Here is a 19,192-nt window from a genome sequence, read left to right on the forward strand (position 1 = left end):
TGGTGACAACGTGTCGATCACTGTGAAGCTGATCAACCCCATCGCGATGGAAGAAGGTCTGCGTTTCGCTATCCGCGAAGGCGGCCGTACCGTCGGCGCTGGCGTGGTTGCCAAGATCATCGCTTAAGAGGTTTACGTAGGGGTATAGCTCAATTGGCAGAGCGTCGGTCTCCAAAACCGAAGGTTGTAGGTTCGATTCCTACTGCCCCTGCCACCTGAAAAGGTGGATTTTCAAGCCCGCTAGTCTCTAGCGGGCTTCCTTGTCTGATAAGTGCCCTGATTTTTCAGGGTGCAACAAAGGTTACCAAGCCGTATGGCAACGTCTGAAGTACAAACTGTGAGCGCCTCTGGCGAAAAAATGCGTCTGGCGCTGTCTGCTGCATTGGTCATTGCTGCGTTGGTGGCCTACTCCATGCTGAGTCCCCAGGGAGGCTTGGTCCAGTGGGGTGCTTTGCTGGTGGGTTTGGTGGCTGCGATTGCAGTGTTTTTCACTTCCGAAGCGGGTCGCCAACTGATTGCTTTTGGCCGCGATGCTGTTCGCGAGGTCAAGAAAGTGGTTTGGCCTGAGCGCAAGGAAGCCATGCAAATCACGGCTTATGTGTTCGGCTTTGTGGTGGTGATGGCTGTCTTTCTGTGGCTCACCGACAAAACTCTGGAATGGGTTTTTTACGATCTGATTCTTGGGTGGAAAAAATAATGAACGATGCTGTAGTCAACGCTCCCATGGCGGGTTCGTCCACCAATCCTGATCTGAAATGGTATGTGGTGCATGCCTATTCGGGCATGGAAAAAGCCGTCGAACGCAACATCATTGAGCGCATCACGCGCTCTGGCATGGAGTCGAAGTTCGGCCGTATTTTGGTGCCTACCGAAGAAGTGGTGGAAGTCAAAAACGGCCAGAAACGCACCACTGAGCGCAAGTTCTTCCCCGGTTATGTGCTGGTGGAAATGGTGATGGATGACGAAACCTGGCACTTGGTCAAGCACACCAACAAGGTCACTGGCTTTGTGGGTGGCGCCAAGAACCGACCTGCGCCCATCTCCGAAGCTGATGTCGCGAAAATCGTGAGCCAGATGCAAGAAGGCACCGACAAACCGCGCCACAAGGTGGAGTTTGAAGTGGGTGAATACATCCGCGTCAAGGAAGGTCCATTCACCGACTTCAATGGCACGGTGGAAGAAGTCAACTACGAGCGCAACAAGATGCGCGTGTCGGTGACCATTTTCGGTCGTGCGACACCGGTTGAGCTGGAGTTCAGCCAGGTCGAAAAAACCTGAGCGGTTTCCAAAGTTTTCTGTCTGGCGCTTCCCGACTCGGCGTCAGACATTGCAAATGAGTCGTTAACCCCGGGGAGCTCGAAAGAGCGTTATCACCCGCAAGGAGAAAAGCATGGCGAAAAAAATCGTCGGCTTCATCAAGCTGCAAGTTCCAGCTGGTAAAGCCAATCCATCGCCACCTATTGGCCCAGCATTGGGTCAACGTGGTCTGAACATTATGGAATTCTGCAAGGCGTTCAACGCCCAGACCCAAGGCGTCGAGCCTGGTCTGCCATTGCCAGTGGTCATCACTGCGTTTGCAGACAAATCCTTCACCTTCATCATCAAGACGCCTCCTGCTGCGACCTTGATCAAGAAGTCCATCAAGATCGACAAGGCTTCGACCAAGCCAGGTCTGGAAAAGGTCGGCAAGATCACCCGCGCTCAGCTGGAAGAAATCGCCAAGGCCAAAATGAAAGACCTGACCGCTGCCGATCTGGACGCAGCTGTTCGCACCATCGCTGGTACTGCCCGTTCCATGGGCGTGAATGTGGAGGGCGTGTAAATGTCCAAGCTCACTAAAAAGCAAAAAGCCCTGGCCGGCAAAGTGGACAGCAACAAGCTGTACGCCCTGGCTGACGCTTTGGTCATCGTCAAAGAAGCTGCAACTGCCAAGTTCGATGAATCCATCGACGTGGCCGTGCAACTCGGTATCGATGCCAAGAAATCTGACCAAGTGGTGCGTGGCGCCGTGGTCTTGCCTAACGGCACAGGTAAAACTGCACGCGTGGCCGTGTTCGCCCAAGGCGCCAAGGCTGAAGAAGCCAAAGCCGCCGGCGCGGACGTGGTGGGTATGGACGACCTGGCCGCGATGGTCAAGGCCGGTGACATGCCTTTCGACGTGGTGATCGCTGCCCCTGACGCGATGCGCGTTGTGGGTACTTTGGGTCAGATCTTGGGCCCACGTGGCCTGATGCCTAACCCCAAAGTCGGCACCGTGACACCTGACGTCGCCACCGCCGTGCGCAACGCCAAAGCTGGTCAAGTCCAGTTCCGCGTTGACAAGGCCGGTATCGTGCATGGCACCATCGGTCGCCGTTCGTTTGACTCTGACAAGTTGCAAGGCAACTTGGCTGCATTGATCGAGGCCTTGGTGAAAGCCAAACCAGCCACCAGCAAAGGTGTTTACCTGCGCAAAGTCGCTGTGTCCTCGACCATGGGTGTGGGCGTTCGCGTCGACACACAATCCATCGCAGCTTGATTGCGGTAAAAATTTGAGTGGTCCGAAAGGCCTGCTCAATGTGGTGGGCTGCTGATCTTGCAAAAGTTCAGCAGGCCATCCAAGACCGTTGGTGCACACACCGCTGTGCTTAATCAACAAACTGACAGATCACTCTGAAGGTTTGGGCCAACGCAGATGGCGATCCCGCTGCAGATGGATGAATATCCAAAACAGTTGGTCGCTGCAAATAGGCGTGTTTCAGGGGTAACCCGACGACACATATAAAGGAGTAGACCTTGAGTCTGAATCGCAGTGAGAAAGAAGCGGTCATTACCGAAGTGACCGACCTCGCCGCTAAAGCTCAAACGCTGGTGATTGCGGAATACCGTGGTATCACGGTCGCTGACATGACCAACCTGCGCGTCAAAGCTCGCAGCCAGGGCGTTTCGCTGAGCGTGTTGAAAAACACCTTGGCTCGCCGTGCTGTGACAGGTACGCAGTTTGAAGTTGTCGCCGACCAGATGACCGGTCCGCTGATCTATGGCTTCTCTGAAGATGCAGTGGCTGCCGCGAAAGTGGTGGCTGACTTCGCGAAAACCAACGACAAGTTGGTCATTCGTGCAGGTGCATTTGCAGGCAAAGTCTTGGATGTGAACGGCGTTAAGCAATTGGCAAGCATCCCTTCGAAAGAAGTGTTGTTGGCTCAATTGTGTGGCTTGTTGATGTCGCCTATGTCCCGCACCGCTGTGGTGTTGGGTGCTTTGGCGGCCAAAAAAGGCGAAGGCGAAGCTGTTGCCGCTTAAGGCCAGCGTTCGTGTTTTAACCAATTGTTAGGAAATAAAAATGGCATTCGATAAAGACGCATTTTTGACCGCGCTGGACAGCATGACGGTCATGGAACTCAACGACCTGGTGAAAGCCATCGAAGAGAAGTTTGGTGTGAGCGCTGCCGCTATGGCTGCTCCCGCTGCTGCTGGTGGCGGTGCCGCTGCTGCTGCTGAAGAGAAGACTGAATTCAACGTGATGTTGTTGGAAGCCGGCGCAAACAAAGTGTCCGTGATTAAAGCTGTGCGCGAAATCACCGGTCTGGGCTTGAAAGAAGCCAAAGACCTGGTGGACGGCGCTCCTAAGGCTGTCAAAGAAGGTCTGCCAAAAGCTGACGCTGAAGCCGCCAAGAAGAAGCTGGAAGAAGCCGGCGCCAAGGCCGAACTCAAGTAATTCGGTCTCGTTCCAAGGCTGGAGTGTCCGCAAGGGCCTCCAGCCTTTGGTGCTTGAAGAGCACACCGAAAAGCAGCCCATTTTGAGCTCTTTTTCAGTGTTTGAGCGAAACACCGGAAAGTGGATTTGTCAAAGTCTGCTTTCCAGTGTTTTCTGACCCGACTGCAGAAAACCCTTGGTTCGGGTTGCGTGCAATGCGCAATCGTCCGCCAACGCTGGTAGAGGCCAGCCGCCAAGCCCGTTGAGAGTGCCAAAAGCGCTCTTGGCACCCAGTCCTGAAAGATCAAGCCCGGAGATCTCATGTCCTATTCCTATACCGAACGCAAGCGAATTCGCAAAAGTTTCGGCAGCCGCGAGAGCGTGCTCGAAGTTCCTTACCTGCTGCAGATGCAAAAAGACGCTTACACGTCGTTCTTGCAAGCCGGTGCCATTCCATCCAAACGCACCCACGAGGGCCTGCAAGCTGCGTTTGAATCCGCTTTCCCGATCGTCTCGCACAACGGCTTTGTGGAGATGAAGTTTGTCGAGTACAACCTGGCCAAGCCTGCGTTCGATGTGCGTGAGTGCCAGACACGTGGTCTGACTTTCTCGTCGGCCGTGCGTGCCCGCGTTCAACTCATCATTTACGACCGCGAGTCATCGACTTCGCAGTCCAAAGTGGTCAAGGAAGTCAAAGAGCAAGAGGTCTACATGGGCGAAGTGCCCCTGATGACCGACAAAGGCTCCTTCATCATCAACGGCACCGAGCGCGTGATCGTGTCTCAGCTGCACCGTTCGCCTGGCGTGTTTTTTGAACACGACAAGGGCAAGACCCACAGTTCGGGCAAGCTGCTGTTTTCGGCACGCATCATCCCTTACCGTGGTTCATGGCTCGACTTCGAATTCGACCCGAAAGACATCCTGTATTTCCGCGTCGACCGCCGCCGCAAGATGCCTGTGTCGATCCTGCTCAAGGCCATTGGCCTGACGCCCGAGTCGATCCTGGCGAACTTCTTCGTCAACGACAACTTCCGTCTGATGGACAGCGGCGCACAAATGGAATTTGTGGCCGAGCGTCTGCGCGGCGAAGTGGCCCGTTTTGACATCACCGACAAGAGCGGCAAAGTGGTGGTGGCCAAAGACAAGCGCATCACCGTGCGCCACACCCGTGAACTCGAACAATCGGGCACCACGCACATCAGCGTGCCAGAAGATTTCCTGATCGGTCGCGTGATCGCCAAGGCGATTGTGGATGGCGACACCGGCGAGATCATCGCCAAGGCCAACGAAGAAGTCACTGAAGCGCTGCTCAAGAAGCTGCGCACTTCGGGCATTCAGGACGTCCCGTGCATCTACACGAACGAACTCGACCAGGGCGCGTACATCTCGCAAACCCTGCGCATCGATGAAACCGTGGACGAGTTCGCTGCACGCGTGGCCATCTACCGAATGATGCGTCCTGGCGAACCGCCGACAGAAGACGCTGTGCAGGCCCTGTTCCAGCGCCTGTTCTACAACCCCGATACCTACGATTTGTCGCGCGTCGGCCGCATGAAGTTCAACGCCCGCGTGGGCCGTGGCGAGTCCACTGGCCCCATGGTGCTGACCAACGAAGACATCTTGGCCGTGGTCAAGATCCTCGTGGACTTGCGCAACGGCAATGGCGAAGTCGACGACATCGACCACTTGGGCAACCGCCGCGTGCGTTGCGTGGGCGAATTGGCCGAAAACCAATACCGCACCGGTTTGGCACGTATCGAAAAAGCCGTCAAAGAGCGTCTGGGCCAAGCCGAGCAAGAGCCTTTGATGCCGCATGACCTGATCAACTCCAAGCCGATCTCGGCTGCGTTGAAAGAGTTCTTCGGTGCGTCACAGTTGTCCCAGTTCATGGACCAGACCAACCCGCTGGCCGAGATCACCCACAAGCGCCGTGTTTCGGCTCTTGGCCCAGGTGGTTTGACCCGCGAACGTGCAGGCTTTGAAGTGCGTGACGTGCACGTGACCCACTACGGTCGCGTCTGCCCTATCGAGACGCCAGAAGGCCCGAACATCGGTCTGATCAACTCGCTGGCGCTGTACGCCCGCTTGAACGAGTACGGTTTCATTGAAACACCGTACCGCCAAGTGATCGACGGCAAAGTCACGATGAACATCGACTACCTGTCGGCCATCGAAGAAGGCAAGTACGTCATCGCCCAGGCCAACGCCACATTGGACAAAGACGGCAAGCTGACCGGTGACCTGGTGTCTGCCCGTGAAAAAGGTGAATCCATCCTGTGCGGTGCCGAGCGCATCCAGTACATGGACGTGTCGCCTGCGCAGATCGTGTCCGTGGCCGCATCGCTGGTGCCGTTCCTCGAGCACGACGATGCGAACCGCGCTTTGATGGGTGCGAACATGTCGCGTCAGGCCGTGCCTGTGCTGCGTCCTGAAAAGCCCATGGTCGGTACCGGCATCGAGCGCGTCGCTGCGGTCGACTCGGGCACCGTGGTGACCGCGACCCGTGGCGGTGTGGTCGACTATGTTGACGCGACCCGCATCGTGATCCGCGTGAACGACGCAGAAGCCGTGGCCGGTGAAGTCGGTGTGGACATCTACAACCTGATCAAGTACCAGCGTTCCAACCAGAACACCAACATCCACCAGCGCCCCATCGTCAAGCGTGGCGACAAGCTGGCCAAGGGTGACGTGATCGCCGATGGCGCATCGACCGACCTGGGCGAAATCGCCATCGGTCAGAACATGCTGATCGCCTTCATGCCTTGGAACGGCTACAACTTCGAAGATTCGATCTTGATCTCTGAGCGTGTCGTGTCGGAAGACCGCTACACCTCGATCCACATCGAAGAACTTGTGGTCATGGCCCGTGACACCAAGTTGGGTGCCGAAGAAATTTCGCGCGACATCCCCAACCTGTCCGAACAACAACTGGGCCGTCTGGACGACTCCGGCATCATCTACGTGGGTGCCGAAGTGCAACCCGGCGACGTGTTGGTTGGTAAAGTCACACCCAAAGGCGAGACCACCCTCACGCCAGAAGAGAAGCTGCTGCGCGCCATCTTCGGCGAGAAGGCATCGGATGTGAAAGACACATCGCTGCGCGTGGACCAGGGCTCGCAAGGCACTGTGATTGACGTTCAAGTCTTCACCCGCGAAGGCATCGTGCGCGACAAGCGCGCCCAGCAGATCATCGACGACGAACTCAAGCGTTTCCGTCTGGACCTGAACGACCAGCTGCGCATTGTGGAAGCCGATGCATTTGACCGTATCGAAAAACTGCTGATCGGCCGTGTGGCCAACGGGGGCCCTCAGAAACTGGCCAAAGGCACCAAGCTCGACAAGGCTTACCTCGAGTCCGTGGACAAGTTCCACTGGTTCGACATCCGCCCAGCCGAAGACGAAGTCGCCACCCAACTCGAGTCCATCAAGAACTCGCTGGAGCAGACGCGCCACAGCTTCGACTTGTCTTTTGAAGAAAAGCGCAAGAAGCTCACCCAAGGCGACGAGCTGCCCGCAGGCGTGCTCAAGATGGTCAAGGTTTACCTCGCCGTCAAGCGTCGCTTGCAGCCGGGTGACAAGATGGCCGGTCGTCACGGTAACAAGGGCGTGGTCTCCAAGATCGTGCCGGTTGAAGACATGCCTTACATGGCCGACGGCACCCCTGCCGACATCGTGCTCAACCCATTGGGCGTGCCATCGCGCATGAACGTGGGTCAGGTGCTGGAAGTCCATCTGGGCTGGGCCGGCAAGGGCATCGGTCACCGCATTGGCAACATGTTGCAAGCTGAAACCCAGCGCATGGAAAAAGTGACCGAATTGCGCAAGCTGTTCGACCAGCTTTACAACAGCCTGGGCCGCAAGGAAGACCTGTCGCAGTTGACCGACGACGAAGTGTTGGCCATGGCCGATAACCTCAAGGAAGGTTTCCCATTCGCATCGCCCGTGTTCGACGGCGCTGCAGAAGAAGAAATCCGCGCCATGCTGCACCTGGCTTACCCAGACGGCTTGGCCAAGGCCAAGGGCCTGACCGCCACACGCACGCAAGCCAATTTGTTCGACGGCCGCACAGGCGATGCCTTTGACCGTCCGACAACGATCGGCTACATGCACTACTTGAAGCTGCACCACTTGGTGGACGACAAGATGCACGCCCGTTCGACCGGTCCTTACAGCTTGGTCACGCAGCAGCCGCTGGGTGGTAAGGCGCAGTTCGGTGGTCAGCGTTTCGGTGAGATGGAAGTGTGGGCACTGGAAGCGTACGGCGCCTCTTACGTTCTGCAAGAGATGCTCACCGTCAAGTCCGACGACGTGCAAGGCCGTACCAAGGTGTACGAGAGCATCGTCAAAGGTGAACACTCCATCGAAGCGGGCATGCCCGAATCGTTCAACGTGCTGGTCAAGGAAATCCGTTCGCTGGGTCTTGACATCGAGCTCGAGCGTTCTTAATTCACAGGCAAAGGATTTAAACCATGAAATCACTACTCGACCTGTTCAAGCAGTTCACGCCCGATGACCACTTCGATGCCATCCGCATCGGCTTGGCATCGCCCGAGAAGATCCGTTCGTGGTCTTTCGGTGAAGTGAAGAAGCCGGAAACCATCAATTACCGTACCTTCAAGCCCGAGCGCGATGGTCTGTTTTGCGCCAAGATTTTTGGCCCCATCAAAGACTACGAATGCCTGTGCGGCAAGTACAAGCGCCTCAAGCACCGCGGCGTGATCTGCGAGAAGTGCGGCGTTGAAGTCACACAAACCAAAGTGCGTCGCGAGCGCATGGGTCACATCGACCTGGCCGCGCCTTGCGCCCACATCTGGTTCCTCAAATCGCTGCCATCGCGTTTGGGCTTGGTGCTCGACATGACGCTGCGCGACATCGAACGTGTGCTGTACTTTGAAGCGTATGTCGTGACCGATCCCGGCATGACGCCGCTCAAGAAGTTCGGCATCATGAGCGAAGACGACTACGACGCCAAAGTCAAAGAGTACGGCGACGAATTCGTGGCCAAGATGGGTGCCGAAGGCATCAAGGAACTGTTGCAAAGCATCGACATCGAAAGTGAGATCGAGCGCTTGCGTGGTGATCTGACCGGCTCCGAACTCAAGGTCAAGAAAAATTCCAAGCGACTCAAAGTGCTGGAAGCTTTCAAGAAGTCCGGCATCAAGCCCGAGTGGATGGTGCTCGAAGTGCTGCCCGTGTTGCCACCGGACCTGCGTCCTTTGGTGCCACTGGACGGCGGCCGCTTTGCGACCTCCGACCTGAACGACCTGTACCGCCGCGTCATCAACCGCAACAGCCGTCTGCGCCGTTTGCTGGAATTGAAAGCGCCCGAAATCATTGCACGCAACGAAAAGCGGATGCTGCAAGAAGCCGTGGACAGCTTGCTGGACAACGGTCGCCGTGGCAAGGCCATGACCGGCGCCAACAAGCGCGCCCTGAAGTCCTTGGCCGACATGATCAAAGGCAAGAGCGGTCGTTTCCGTCAGAACTTGCTGGGCAAGCGCGTGGACTACTCGGGTCGTTCCGTCATCACCGTGGGTCCAACCCTCAAACTGCACCAGTGCGGTTTGCCCAAGTTGATGGCCATCGAGCTGTTCAAGCCTTTCATCTTTGCGCGTCTCGAAGCCATGGGCATCGCGACCACCATCAAGGCCGCCAAGAAAGAAGTTGAAGCCGGCACCCCCGTGGTGTGGGACATCCTCGAAGAAGTCATCAAAGAGCACCCCGTGATGCTCAACCGTGCGCCTACGCTGCACCGTTTGGGTATCCAGGCGTTTGAGCCTTTGCTGATTGAAGGCAAGGCCATTCAGTTGCACCCCCTCGTTTGCGCCGCGTTCAACGCCGACTTCGACGGTGACCAGATGGCCGTTCACGTGCCTTTGTCGGTGGAAGCCCAGATGGAAGCCCGCACTTTGATGCTGGCCTCGAACAACATCTTGTTCCCTGCTTCCGGCGAACCTTCCATCGTGCCGTCGCAAGACGTGGTGCTGGGTCTGTACTACGCCACGCGTGACCGCATCAACGCCAAGGGTGAAGGCCTGATCTTCTCCGACATTGGCGAAGTGCAGCGCGCTCTCGATGCGGATGCGGTCGAGTTGGCTGCCAAGATCAACGTGCGGATGACTGAGTGGACCAAAGACAAAGTCACGGGTGAATTCACTTCATCGGTGTCCATGGTCGAAACCACCGTTGGCCGTGCTTTGCTGTCGGAAATCTTGCCCAAGGGCCTGCCTTTCTCCAACCTGAACAAGGCTTTGAAGAAGAAAGAAATTTCCAAGCTGATCAACACGTCTTTCCGCAAGTGCGGTTTGAAAGAGACCGTGGTGTTCGCCGACAAGCTGTTGCAAAACGGTTTCCGTTTGGCCACACGCGCTGGTATCTCGATCGGTATCGACGACATGTTGGTGCCGCCCGAGAAGCCCGCCATCATTGAAGCCGCCGAAAAAGAAGTCAAAGACATCGAGCAGCAATACGTCTCCGGTCTCGTGACCGCTGGCGAGCGCTACAACAAGGTGGTGGACATTTGGGGCAAAGCCGGTGACGTCGTCTCCAAGGTGATGATGGACCAGCTGCGCAAAGAGCGCACCATCGACCGCCATGGCAACGAAGTCGATCAGGAATCGTTCAACTCGATTTACATGATGGCCGACTCCGGTGCCCGTGGTTCCGCCGCGCAGATTCGCCAGTTGGCCGGTATGCGTGGTCTGATGGCCAAGCCTGACGGTTCGATCATTGAGACCCCCATCACGGCGAACTTCCGTGAAGGTCTGAACGTGTTGCAGTACTTCATCTCGACACACGGTGCGCGTAAAGGTCTGGCCGACACGGCTTTGAAGACGGCCAACTCGGGTTACCTGACCCGTCGTCTGGTGGACGTGACCCAAGACTTGGTCGTGACCGAACTCGATTGCGGCACCTCTGACGGCTCGCTGATGCGCGCCATCGTTGAAGGTGGTGAAGTGATCGAATCGCTGCGTGACCGCATCTTGGGCCGCACCGCTGCCGAAGACGTGCTGCACCCCGAGAACCGCTCGGTCCTGGCCACCGCTGGCACCATGCTCGACGAAGACCTGATCGACGAACTCGAAGCCGCAGGCGTCGACGAAGTCAAGGTCCGCACAGCCCTGACTTGTGCCACGCGCTTTGGTCTGTGTGCCAAGTGCTATGGCCGCGACCTGGGCCGTGGCGGTCTGGTCAACAACGGCGAAGCTGTGGGTGTGATCGCTGCGCAGTCCATCGGTGAACCCGGTACCCAGCTGACCATGCGTACCTTCCACATCGGTGGTGCCGCTTCGCGTGCAGCAGTGGCCTCCAGCGTGGAAGCCAAGTCCAACGGCATCATTGGCTTCAATGCCACGATGCGTTATGTGACCAACAGCAAAGGCGAGTTGGTGGTGATTGCCCGCTCCGGCGAAATCATCATTCATGACGAACACGGCCGCGAGCGCGAGCGCCACAAGGTGCCTTACGGCGCCATCCTGTCGATCAAGGCGGACCAGACCATCAAGGCTGGCACCATCTTGGCCAACTGGGATCCATTGACCCGTCCGATCATCACCGAATTCGCCGGTCAGGTGAAGTTCGAGAACGTCGAAGAAGGTCTGACCGTGGCCAAGCAGGTCGACGAAGTGACCGGTCTGTCCACACTGGTGGTGATCGATCCCAAGCGTCGCGGTGCGGCGAAGGTGATTCGTCCTCAGGTCAAGCTGATCGACGGCGCTGGCAAAGAAGTGAAGATCCCCGGTACCGACCACTCGGTGACCATCGGCTTCCAGATCGGCTCGCTGATCCAGGTGCGCGACGGCATGGACGTGGGCCCAGGCGAAGTGCTGGCCCGTATCCCTGTCGAAGGCCAAAAGACGCGAGACATCACCGGCGGTTTGCCACGTGTGGCCGAACTGTTCGAAGCCCGTTCGCCCAAAGACAAAGGCATGCTGGCCGAGATCACCGGTACCGTGTCCTTCGGCAAGGAAACCAAAGGCAAGGTCCGCTTGCAGATCACAGACCCAGAAGGCAAGGTCTGGGATGAACTGATCCCCAAAGAGAAGAACATCCTGGTGCACGAAGGCCAAGTGGTCAACAAGGGCGAGAGCATTGTGGACGGCCCCGCCGACCCACAAGACATCTTGCGTCTCTTGGGCATCGAAGAGCTGGCCCGCTACATCGTCGACGAAGTGCAGGACGTTTACCGCTTGCAAGGCGTGAAGATCAACGACAAGCACATCGAAGTGATTGTTCGTCAGATGCTGCGTCGCGTCGTGGTCGAGAACTCTGGTGACTCCAACTACATCGCCGGTGAGCAGGTGGAGCGTTCCGAAATGCTCAACACCAACGATGCCTTGCAACGTGATGGCAAGATCCCTGCGACATTCAGCAACTTGTTGCTGGGTATCACCAAGGCCTCCTTGTCGACCGATTCGTTCATCTCGGCCGCTTCCTTCCAGGAAACGACCCGCGTGTTGACCGAAGCGGCCATCATGGGCAAGCGCGACGAGCTGCGCGGTCTGAAGGAAAACGTGATCGTGGGTCGCTTGATTCCTGCTGGTACCGGTCTGGCTTATCACCAGGCACGCAAGGTGAAAGACGCCATGGACGACGCCGAGCGCCGCGCCATTGCCGATGCTGAAGCCGCCGATCTGGCCGGTGAGTCTTCCGAAGACGCACCAGCAGACGCGGGCGAAGCCGCCTAAAAGCGTCAAATCACCGGCTTTGCGGTGATTGCGACCAGCCCCTGTACCGCTTGCGGTCAGGGGCTGTTTTGTTCAAGACATTCCCAAGAGGTGAATCCATGGTGGCTTTGATCTTTGGCTTGATGGCCGCACTGGTCTTGTTTTGGGCCGTGGGCGCGCACAACCGTTTGGTGCGTTTGCGCAGCGAGGTCATTCGCCAATGGAGCAGTGTGGACGCCGTGTGGTTGCGCTTGCTGGTCCGTTTACAAGGCGGCATCGCTGCACGCCAATCAATGGCCACCGAAGAAGACATCCAGTCCTTGCAAACGCTGCAAACGGTGTGTGATGACTTGCTGGAAGCCTTGACACAGGTTCGCTTGCAGCCCCTGGAAGGCGAAAGCCAGAAACTGGTGGTCCAGCAGCACCAGCAGCTCGTGGCCGAGGTGCGTCGCGTGCTGCAGACCGCATCAGATGCTGTCAAGCCCGATCTGGACATCGCTTTGAGCCGCATGCGCCAGACCTTGCCGGCATCGGTCATCCCTTACCACGTGGCGGTGGCCGCTTACAACGAAGCGCTGGACATGCGCCCTGCCGCATGGCTGGCCAAACGTTTGAAGTTCCAGCCTGCCTTGCGCATGGACCTGAGCGTGGCTTCCAGCTGAACCATCGATGACTTCTACCGCACAACACCCGCCAACGCAGCCTGGCCAATCAGCGCCTTTGTGGCGCTTGCTGCAAGCCACCGCCGCTGCGGTGCAAGCCACACGGCAGGGGCAGTCACTGACCGCCCAGCTTGAGCGCGTGCCGCAAGCCTTGCGTCCCGGGGTGCAGGCGCTGAGCTTTCAGGCCCTGCGCCAACTCGGTCGCGCTACCGCCTTGCGTGAGCAATTGGCGGCCAAGGCGCCGCCTCCGGCGGCCGATGCCTTGCTTTGCACGGCCCTGGTTTTGTGCTGGAACGACGCCGACGCGCCTTACCCCATCCACACGCTGGTCAACCAAGCGGTCGAGGCCGCACGCCAGCAGCGCCAGACACAGGCCCAAAGTGGCTTCATCAACGCCTGCTTGCGCCGCTTCATGCGCGAGCGCGACGCCTTGGTGGCGACGATCGACCAGAACCCGGTGGCGCAATGGAACCATCCACGTTGGTGGATCGAGCGCCTGCAAGCCGATCACCCCGATCATTGGCAAGACTTGCTGTTGATGGCGCAGCAAGCGGCCCCCATGACACTGCGTGTCAACCGGCAGCACCACACCGTGGCCGCTTACCAAACGCAGCTGGAGGCGCTGGGCTTGAACGCCAAGCCGGTGGGACAGGATGGTTTGCAGCTCGGCCAGGCTGTGCCTGTGCACCAGTTGCCGGGTTTTGCCCTCGGACATGTGTCGGTGCAAGATGCCGCAGCGCAGGTGTCGGCCCGTTTGCTCATGCAAGGCATGGACACCACAAAGCCCTGGCGCATTCTGGACGCTTGCGCCGCCCCCGGTGGCAAAACAGGTCATTTGCTGGAGTTGTGCCCACAGGCCCAGGTGTTGGCGCTGGATGTCGATGCCCAGCGCTGCGAGCGCATCCATCAGAATTTGAACCGACTGGGCCTGAAAGCGCAGGTCAAAGCCGCCGATGCGGGCCAGCCCGACACCTGGTGGGACGGGCAAACCTTTGATGCCATCTTGCTCGATGCGCCTTGTACCGCTTCAGGCATCGTGCGTCGCCATCCGGATGTGCGCTGGTTGCGCCGCCCGACCGACAGCGCGCAGCTCGCCAAAATCCAGGCGCAATTGCTGAAAGCTTTGTGGCCCTTGTTGGCCGAGGGCGGCAAACTTCTGTATTGCACCTGCTCGGTTTTCAAGGCCGAGGGAGATGAAACCGTGCAGGCGTTTCTTCGACGCAACACCGATGCGGTTTTACACCCCTCTCCGGGTCATTTGATTCCCGGTCAGACCCCCAAAGGGCTACCTGTCGAGGACAATCGACTCGGTGAACACGATGGGTTTTATTACGCACTGCTGGAAAAAAGCCGGGTCTGACCTGCGGCGTGCTTGCCGCTGGCTGCTGTGGGCCTGCTGGCTTGTGTGCGCACCCGCTTGGGCGCAAGCGTCTTCAGCCGACATGACCGAATTCAAGTTGGAGCGCCAAGAAGGCGCTTTGCTGCTCAATGCCCAATTGAAACTGGAGCTGGGTCCCGCCGTGGAGGATGCCCTGATCAAGGGTTTGGCGGTGCACTTCGTGGCCGAGGCCGAGGTCATGCGTGACCGTTGGTACTGGTCGGACAAGAAACTGGGCACTGTCACCCGTTATTACCGCCTGGCATACCAGCCTTTGACGAGGCGCTGGCGCCTGAACGTGGCCAGTGAGCCCATTGCCCATTCCGGGGTGACCAGCAGTCTGTCGCAAAACTTCGAGAGCTTGAAAGAAGCGATTGATGTGATCCGCAGGCAAACCAACTGGAAGGTGGCTGACATGTCGGACATTGACCCAGAGGCTCGCCAGCACGTGTTTTATCGGTTCAAACTCGATGTTTCACAACTGCCCAGGCCCTTTCAGATCGCCGCTGGAAGCCAAGCCGACTGGCGACTGGAGATCGGTCGTCAACTGCGTCTAAGCGCTGAGATGGTGCGCTGACATGCCCTTGTTTTCCTCGCAAAGTCTCAAATCATCCATGATGGAGCGGGGCACCAGCCGCTGGCTCTGGGGTATTGGCGTTTTGAGCTTGGCGGTCATCGGCTTGGGTCTGCTGGTCTTGTTGACCCAAGCGACGGGCACCCGCGATCGCTACAACCAAAACTATGAATGGTTGGTTCTGGTCAATACCGTTGTGGCCAGCGGCTTGTTCATCACCATTTTGTGGGGGGCGGTGCGCCTCATCTTGCGCTTGAGACGCGGTCAGTTTGGCTCACGCTTGCTGCTCAAACTGGCAGCCATTTTTGGCCTTGTCGGTGTGGTGCCCGGCGTTCTGATTTACGTGGTGTCCTACCAGTTCGTCTCCCGATCGATTGAAAGCTGGTTTGATGTCAAAGTTGAGGCCGCCTTGATCGCTGGCTTGAACCTCGGACGTGCGACGCTGGACACCTTGAGCAGTGATTTGCTCAAGCAATCGCGGGCAGCCGCCTCCCAGTTGTCTGAGGTCAGTGATGCCAGCGCCGGATTGAGTCTTGAAAAAATCCGGGAGCAGCTCGGCGTCAGCGATGCGGTCTTGTGGTCCAGCAGCGGGCGCATCTTGGCCAGTGCTGGGCAATCAAGATTCCAGATTCGCCCCGAACGACCTGCCCCTGTGCAATTCAAGGAAGCACGGCAAAAGGGCAGTGTCGAGTGGGTGGAGGGCTTTGACGAGTCGATTCCAGGGGGTGACAAAGGCCGCATCAAAGTGCTGGTGCTGGTGCCCGCATCGGGCATGGCATTCGATGAGGATCAGCGCGTTTTGTTGTTGACGCAGGACTTGCCCCCCACATTGGTCAACAACGCATTGGAAGTCCAGGCCGCCAACCGCGAATACCAAGAGCGTGCCTTGGCGCGGGATGGTTTGCGCCGCATGTACATTGGCACCCTCACGCTCAGTCTTTTCATGGCTGTGCTCGGGGCGATATTGCTGGCATTTTTCCTGGGCAACCAATTGGCCAGGCCTTTGCTTTTGCTCGCACGCGGCATGCAACAGGTCGCAGCTGGTGACCTGACGCCCAAACTTGCCTTGCAAGGCAAAGACGAGCTGGGCGGACTGACGCGCTCGTTCGCAGACATGACGCAGCAGCTGTCAGATGCCCGCTCAGCGGTGGAGCGCAGTTTGCGTCAGCTCGATGCAGCGCGCGGCAATTTGCAGACCATTTTGGACAACCTGACGGCAGGTGTCATGGTGCTCGATTCGCAAGGGGTCATCCAATCGGCCAACCCGGGTGCAACGCGCATCTTGCGGGTGCCTGTGGCTGCCCATGAAGGCATGCCATTGCTGACTTTGCCCATGTTGCAAAAGTTTGCACAAGGCGTGGCCGAGCAGTTTGCATTGCTGCGCTCGGACAAAGAAGCGCACGAGTTGGACCATTGGCAAAAGTCATTCGAAATCCATGCCACCGGGCAAGGCCTGAGCGAGACCGCCGTGACCTTGCTGGCGCGTGGTGCGGTTTTGCCCGATGGCATGCGCTTGCTGGTCTTTGATGACATCTCGGAAATCGTGTCGGCCGAACGCGCTCAGGCCTGGGGCGAAGTGGCCCGCCGACTGGCGCATGAAATCAAGAACCCACTGACGCCGATTCAGCTGTCGGCCGAGCGGCTGGAGCGCAAATTGATCGGGAAGCTCGATGCACAAGACGATGCAGTCTTGGCCAAGTCAGTGAAAACCATCGTGGACCAGGTCGATGCCATGAAGCGCCTGGTCAACGAGTTCCGTGATTACGCACGCTTGCCCACCGCTGAATTGCGCCCCGTGCAACTGAACAGTCTGATCTCGGATCTGATGGTCCTGTATGCCCATGAGCCCAGCGATCACGTGCACCGCGCCACGGTGGTGGCCGAGCTGGACCCCACTTGCCCACCCATCGCGGGCGATGAGCAGCAACTGCGGCAAGTGATCCACAACCTGTTGCAAAACGCACAGGATGCTTGCGATGCACGGCCCGGTCTGCATGCCGATGCCCGTGTGCGGGTGCGTACCGAGTGGAACGCCGCACGCTCACGCGTGCGCATGACGGTGACCGACAGCGGCCCAGGCTTTGAGCCCAACATCTTGCAACGCGCCTTTGAGCCCTACGTCACGACCAAGACCAAAGGCACCGGTTTGGGGTTGGCGGTGGTCAAGAAAATTGTCGATGAGCACAAAGCCAAAATTGAATTGAGCAACGTCGTGCAGGACGGCCAAATCAAAGGAGCTCAAGTCTCGTTATCATTCGCACTGGACAGCAAACCAGGAGGGCCCATTTCGCCCTCTGCATGAACTGAGACAAGACAGGCAATATGGCAAATATTTTGGTGGTGGATGACGAGCTGGGCATACGCGACCTGCTCTCGGAAATCCTCTTTGACGAGGGGCACCAGGTGGAGCTGGCCGAGAACGCGGCGCAAGCCCGCGCGGCACGTCAAAGCATGCGCCCTGACTTGGTGCTGCTGGACATCTGGATGCCCGACACCGATGGTGTGAGCTTGCTCAAAGAGTGGGCTTCCTCGGGGTTGCTCACCATGCCCGTGATCATGATGAGCGGCCACGCCACCATCGACACGGCAGTCGATGCCGTCAAAATCGGTGCGCAAGCTTTTCTGGAAAAACCCATCACTTTGCAAAAGCTGCTCAAGGCGGTGGAGCAGGGCTTGGCCCGTGAAGTCATGAAGCCCTTGGTGCCCAGCCTGGCCGTGCCGCAGCAGCCATCCAGTGTGTTGTCCATGGGATCGGTGACCAGTGAAGAAGAGCAGGCGCCGGAAGTAGAGCAAAGCTTTGATCTGGACCGTCCCCTGCGCGAAGCCCGCGATGCATTTGAAAAAGCCTATTTCGAATTTCACCTCTCTCACGAAGGCGGCTCCATGACCAAAGTGGCCGAAAAAACAGGCCTGGAGCGAACCCACCTGTACCGCAAACTCAAACAATTGGGCGTGGATTTGTCGCGCAGCAAACGCATCGCTTGATGCATTGTTTGTTGGCCCTTTCAAAATGCAGTTTTTCCTCTGCTATAATTTGCGCTTACCGGCCCGGTAGCTCAGTTGGTAGAGCAGCGGATTGAAAATCCGCGTGTCGGCAGTTCGATTCTGCCCCAGGCCACCATTTAGAACCGTCGTTTTACTTTGTAGAACGGCGGTTTTTCTTTTTCCGAAACGTAAATCACACGTTGCTGCCAACGCTACAGCAACTTTGTGCCTACGCTGCTGTGACTTTGCTCTATGACGCACAGCACAGACACAGAGGCAGTGACGCAGCACACGAAACTCCGCGTGTCAGTCGCCGCACTCGCAGCAGCACAGCCCAGCATTTTGTATTTGCGTGACGGTGAAGTTGTGTTGTACAGACGAAGCCGCAGTCTGCTGTATCAGTGCCGTTACCGACTTGCTGACGGTACGTGGCACAGAGTCAGCACACGCAAAGCGTCAGTTGAACACGCCATTGCCGTTGCTTGTGATTTGTATGACGAGGCACGCTACAGACAACGGCTGGGTTTAGCACACCGCACACACACAGTCGCACAAATTGCTGCTGTTTGCTGTGCTGAACTGCGTACAAAAATAGACGGCAGCACTGGCAAAACAGCGAGTCACGATTACCTGTCGTGTATTGAACGCTACTTTGTACCGTACTTCGGCGAACGACGTCTTGAACAGTTGACGCATACAGACGTGCGTGAGTTTGAGTTGTGGCGTGACAGACAGATGCGACGCAAACCAGCAACGTCAACACTCAACAACTTTACTTGTGCGTGGAACAAGTTGATTGAAACTGCTGTGGCACGTGGCTACATCTCCGAGCGTGTGCCAGTTCCCAAGTTGACAGCACGTGGCGAGAAGGGGAGAACACGTCCAGCGTTTACAGAACAAGAAGTTCAACAGTTGCTGACATTTATGGACGTGTGGCAAACGCAGGGACGTATGGCTGTAGAACAGGAAATACGTCCGCTGCTGCGTGACTACATTGAACTGCTGCTGTTGACTGGAATGCGACACGGCACAGAAGCGATGAACATCTGTTGGCAGCACATTGAGTGGCACACACACAAAGACGTGCGTTACATACGCATATGGGTTGACGGCAAGACTGGCGGACTGTTGATTGGCTTTGAAAACTGAGCCACTTTGATGGGAATTTGCATCCAAATTTGAGCCGCTTCATTGGCCTATCCTGCTTATTTTTTGAGCAAGGGTGGCCGGGAGTGATCAACGTGGGAACTT

14 protein-coding genes, 2 tRNA genes and 1 pseudogene are annotated in these 19,192 nt (G+C 57.6%); all 17 read left to right on the forward strand.

Going from position 1 to position 19,192, the window contains the following annotated elements:
* Positions 1–127, forward strand: a pseudogene (locus B9Z43_RS16595) (elongation factor Tu); the annotation flags it as partial.
* An 11-nt stretch (positions 128–138) separates the two neighbouring features.
* Positions 139–214: transfer RNA gene (locus B9Z43_RS16600), tRNA-Trp, on the forward strand.
* Positions 215–313: 99 nt separating this feature from the next.
* The gene (secE, locus tag B9Z43_RS16605; protein WP_108327033.1) at positions 314–697 is read left to right on the forward strand and encodes a preprotein translocase subunit SecE; all 384 of its coding nucleotides are present in this window, start codon (positions 314–316) and stop codon (positions 695–697) included.
* A complete protein-coding gene (gene nusG, locus B9Z43_RS16610; RefSeq protein WP_108327034.1) occupies positions 697–1,278 on the forward strand; it encodes a transcription termination/antitermination protein NusG in 582 nt (193 codons plus the stop codon). Before secE ends, nusG begins: the two co-directional genes overlap by 1 nt.
* A gap of 112 nt (positions 1,279–1,390) precedes the next feature.
* Positions 1,391–1,822, forward strand: a complete 432-nt coding sequence (gene rplK / locus B9Z43_RS16615; RefSeq protein WP_108327035.1) for a 50S ribosomal protein L11 — start codon at positions 1,391–1,393, stop codon at positions 1,820–1,822.
* Entirely contained in the window at positions 1,823–2,518 is a 696-nt protein-coding gene (gene rplA, locus B9Z43_RS16620) for a 50S ribosomal protein L1 (RefSeq protein WP_108327036.1), read from the forward strand.
* A 257-nt stretch (positions 2,519–2,775) separates the two neighbouring features.
* The gene (rplJ, locus tag B9Z43_RS16625) at positions 2,776–3,282 is read left to right on the forward strand and encodes a 50S ribosomal protein L10 (RefSeq protein WP_108327037.1); all 507 of its coding nucleotides are present in this window, start codon (positions 2,776–2,778) and stop codon (positions 3,280–3,282) included.
* A gap of 40 nt (positions 3,283–3,322) precedes the next feature.
* Positions 3,323–3,697, forward strand: coding sequence for a 50S ribosomal protein L7/L12 (rplL, locus tag B9Z43_RS16630; RefSeq protein ID WP_090140537.1), 375 nt, complete (start codon positions 3,323–3,325; stop codon positions 3,695–3,697).
* A gap of 300 nt (positions 3,698–3,997) precedes the next feature.
* Positions 3,998–8,122: a DNA-directed RNA polymerase subunit beta gene (gene rpoB / locus B9Z43_RS16635; RefSeq protein WP_108327038.1), complete on the forward strand. Its 4,125-nt coding sequence runs from the start codon at positions 3,998–4,000 to the stop codon at positions 8,120–8,122.
* A gap of 23 nt (positions 8,123–8,145) precedes the next feature.
* Complete coding sequence (rpoC, locus tag B9Z43_RS16640) at positions 8,146–12,363, forward strand: DNA-directed RNA polymerase subunit beta' (protein WP_108327039.1); 4,218 nt, start codon at positions 8,146–8,148, stop codon at positions 12,361–12,363.
* Positions 12,364–12,461: 98 nt separating this feature from the next.
* Entirely contained in the window at positions 12,462–13,004 is a 543-nt protein-coding gene (locus tag B9Z43_RS16645; RefSeq protein ID WP_108327040.1) for a hypothetical protein, read from the forward strand.
* Between the two features lie 7 nt (positions 13,005–13,011).
* Complete coding sequence (gene rsmB, locus B9Z43_RS16650; protein WP_108327041.1) at positions 13,012–14,364, forward strand: 16S rRNA (cytosine(967)-C(5))-methyltransferase RsmB; 1,353 nt, start codon at positions 13,012–13,014, stop codon at positions 14,362–14,364.
* The gene (locus B9Z43_RS16655; protein WP_108327042.1) at positions 14,324–14,959 is read left to right on the forward strand and encodes a DUF4390 domain-containing protein; all 636 of its coding nucleotides are present in this window, start codon (positions 14,324–14,326) and stop codon (positions 14,957–14,959) included. Before rsmB ends, B9Z43_RS16655 begins: the two co-directional genes overlap by 41 nt.
* A 1-nt stretch (position 14,960) precedes the next feature.
* The gene (locus B9Z43_RS16660; RefSeq protein WP_108327043.1) at positions 14,961–17,258 is read left to right on the forward strand and encodes a PAS domain-containing sensor histidine kinase; all 2,298 of its coding nucleotides are present in this window, start codon (positions 14,961–14,963) and stop codon (positions 17,256–17,258) included.
* Between the two features lie 20 nt (positions 17,259–17,278).
* Positions 17,279–17,941 carry a response regulator gene (locus B9Z43_RS16665; RefSeq protein WP_108327044.1) on the forward strand — a complete coding sequence of 221 codons (663 nt, stop codon included), beginning with the start codon at positions 17,279–17,281 and terminating at the stop codon, positions 17,939–17,941.
* A 60-nt stretch (positions 17,942–18,001) separates the two neighbouring features.
* A tRNA-Phe gene (locus B9Z43_RS16670) sits at positions 18,002–18,077 on the forward strand.
* Positions 18,078–18,244: 167 nt separating this feature from the next.
* Positions 18,245–19,090 carry a hypothetical protein gene (locus B9Z43_RS16675; RefSeq protein WP_233253978.1) on the forward strand — a complete coding sequence of 282 codons (846 nt, stop codon included), beginning with the start codon at positions 18,245–18,247 and terminating at the stop codon, positions 19,088–19,090.
* The last annotated feature ends 102 nt before the right edge of the window (positions 19,091–19,192 follow it).

It is taken from the genome of Limnohabitans sp. MMS-10A-192 (assembly GCF_003063335.1).
Taxonomy (GTDB): domain Bacteria; phylum Pseudomonadota; class Gammaproteobacteria; order Burkholderiales; family Burkholderiaceae_C; genus Limnohabitans_A.

Bases quoted from the DNA above. Each gene is read 5' to 3' on its own strand.
- B9Z43_RS16645 (WP_108327040.1), top strand. From the start codon at position 12,462: ATGGTGGCTTTGATCTTTGGCTTGATGGCCGCACTGGTCTTGTTTTGG.
- B9Z43_RS16655 (WP_108327042.1), top strand. From the start codon at position 14,324: ATGGGTTTTATTACGCACTGCTGGAAAAAAGCCGGGTCTGACCTGCGG.
- rplL (WP_090140537.1), top strand. From the start codon at position 3,323: ATGGCATTCGATAAAGACGCATTTTTGACCGCGCTGGACAGCATGACG.
- rsmB (WP_108327041.1), top strand. From the start codon at position 13,012: ATGACTTCTACCGCACAACACCCGCCAACGCAGCCTGGCCAATCAGCG.
- rplK (WP_108327035.1), top strand. From the start codon at position 1,391: ATGGCGAAAAAAATCGTCGGCTTCATCAAGCTGCAAGTTCCAGCTGGT.
- B9Z43_RS16665 (WP_108327044.1), top strand. From the start codon at position 17,279: ATGGCAAATATTTTGGTGGTGGATGACGAGCTGGGCATACGCGACCTG.
- rplA (WP_108327036.1), top strand. From the start codon at position 1,823: ATGTCCAAGCTCACTAAAAAGCAAAAAGCCCTGGCCGGCAAAGTGGAC.
- secE (WP_108327033.1), top strand. From the start codon at position 314: ATGGCAACGTCTGAAGTACAAACTGTGAGCGCCTCTGGCGAAAAAATG.
- rpoC (WP_108327039.1), top strand. From the start codon at position 8,146: ATGAAATCACTACTCGACCTGTTCAAGCAGTTCACGCCCGATGACCAC.
- nusG (WP_108327034.1), top strand. From the start codon at position 697: ATGAACGATGCTGTAGTCAACGCTCCCATGGCGGGTTCGTCCACCAAT.
- B9Z43_RS16660 (WP_108327043.1), top strand. From the start codon at position 14,961: ATGCCCTTGTTTTCCTCGCAAAGTCTCAAATCATCCATGATGGAGCGG.
- rpoB (WP_108327038.1), top strand. From the start codon at position 3,998: ATGTCCTATTCCTATACCGAACGCAAGCGAATTCGCAAAAGTTTCGGC.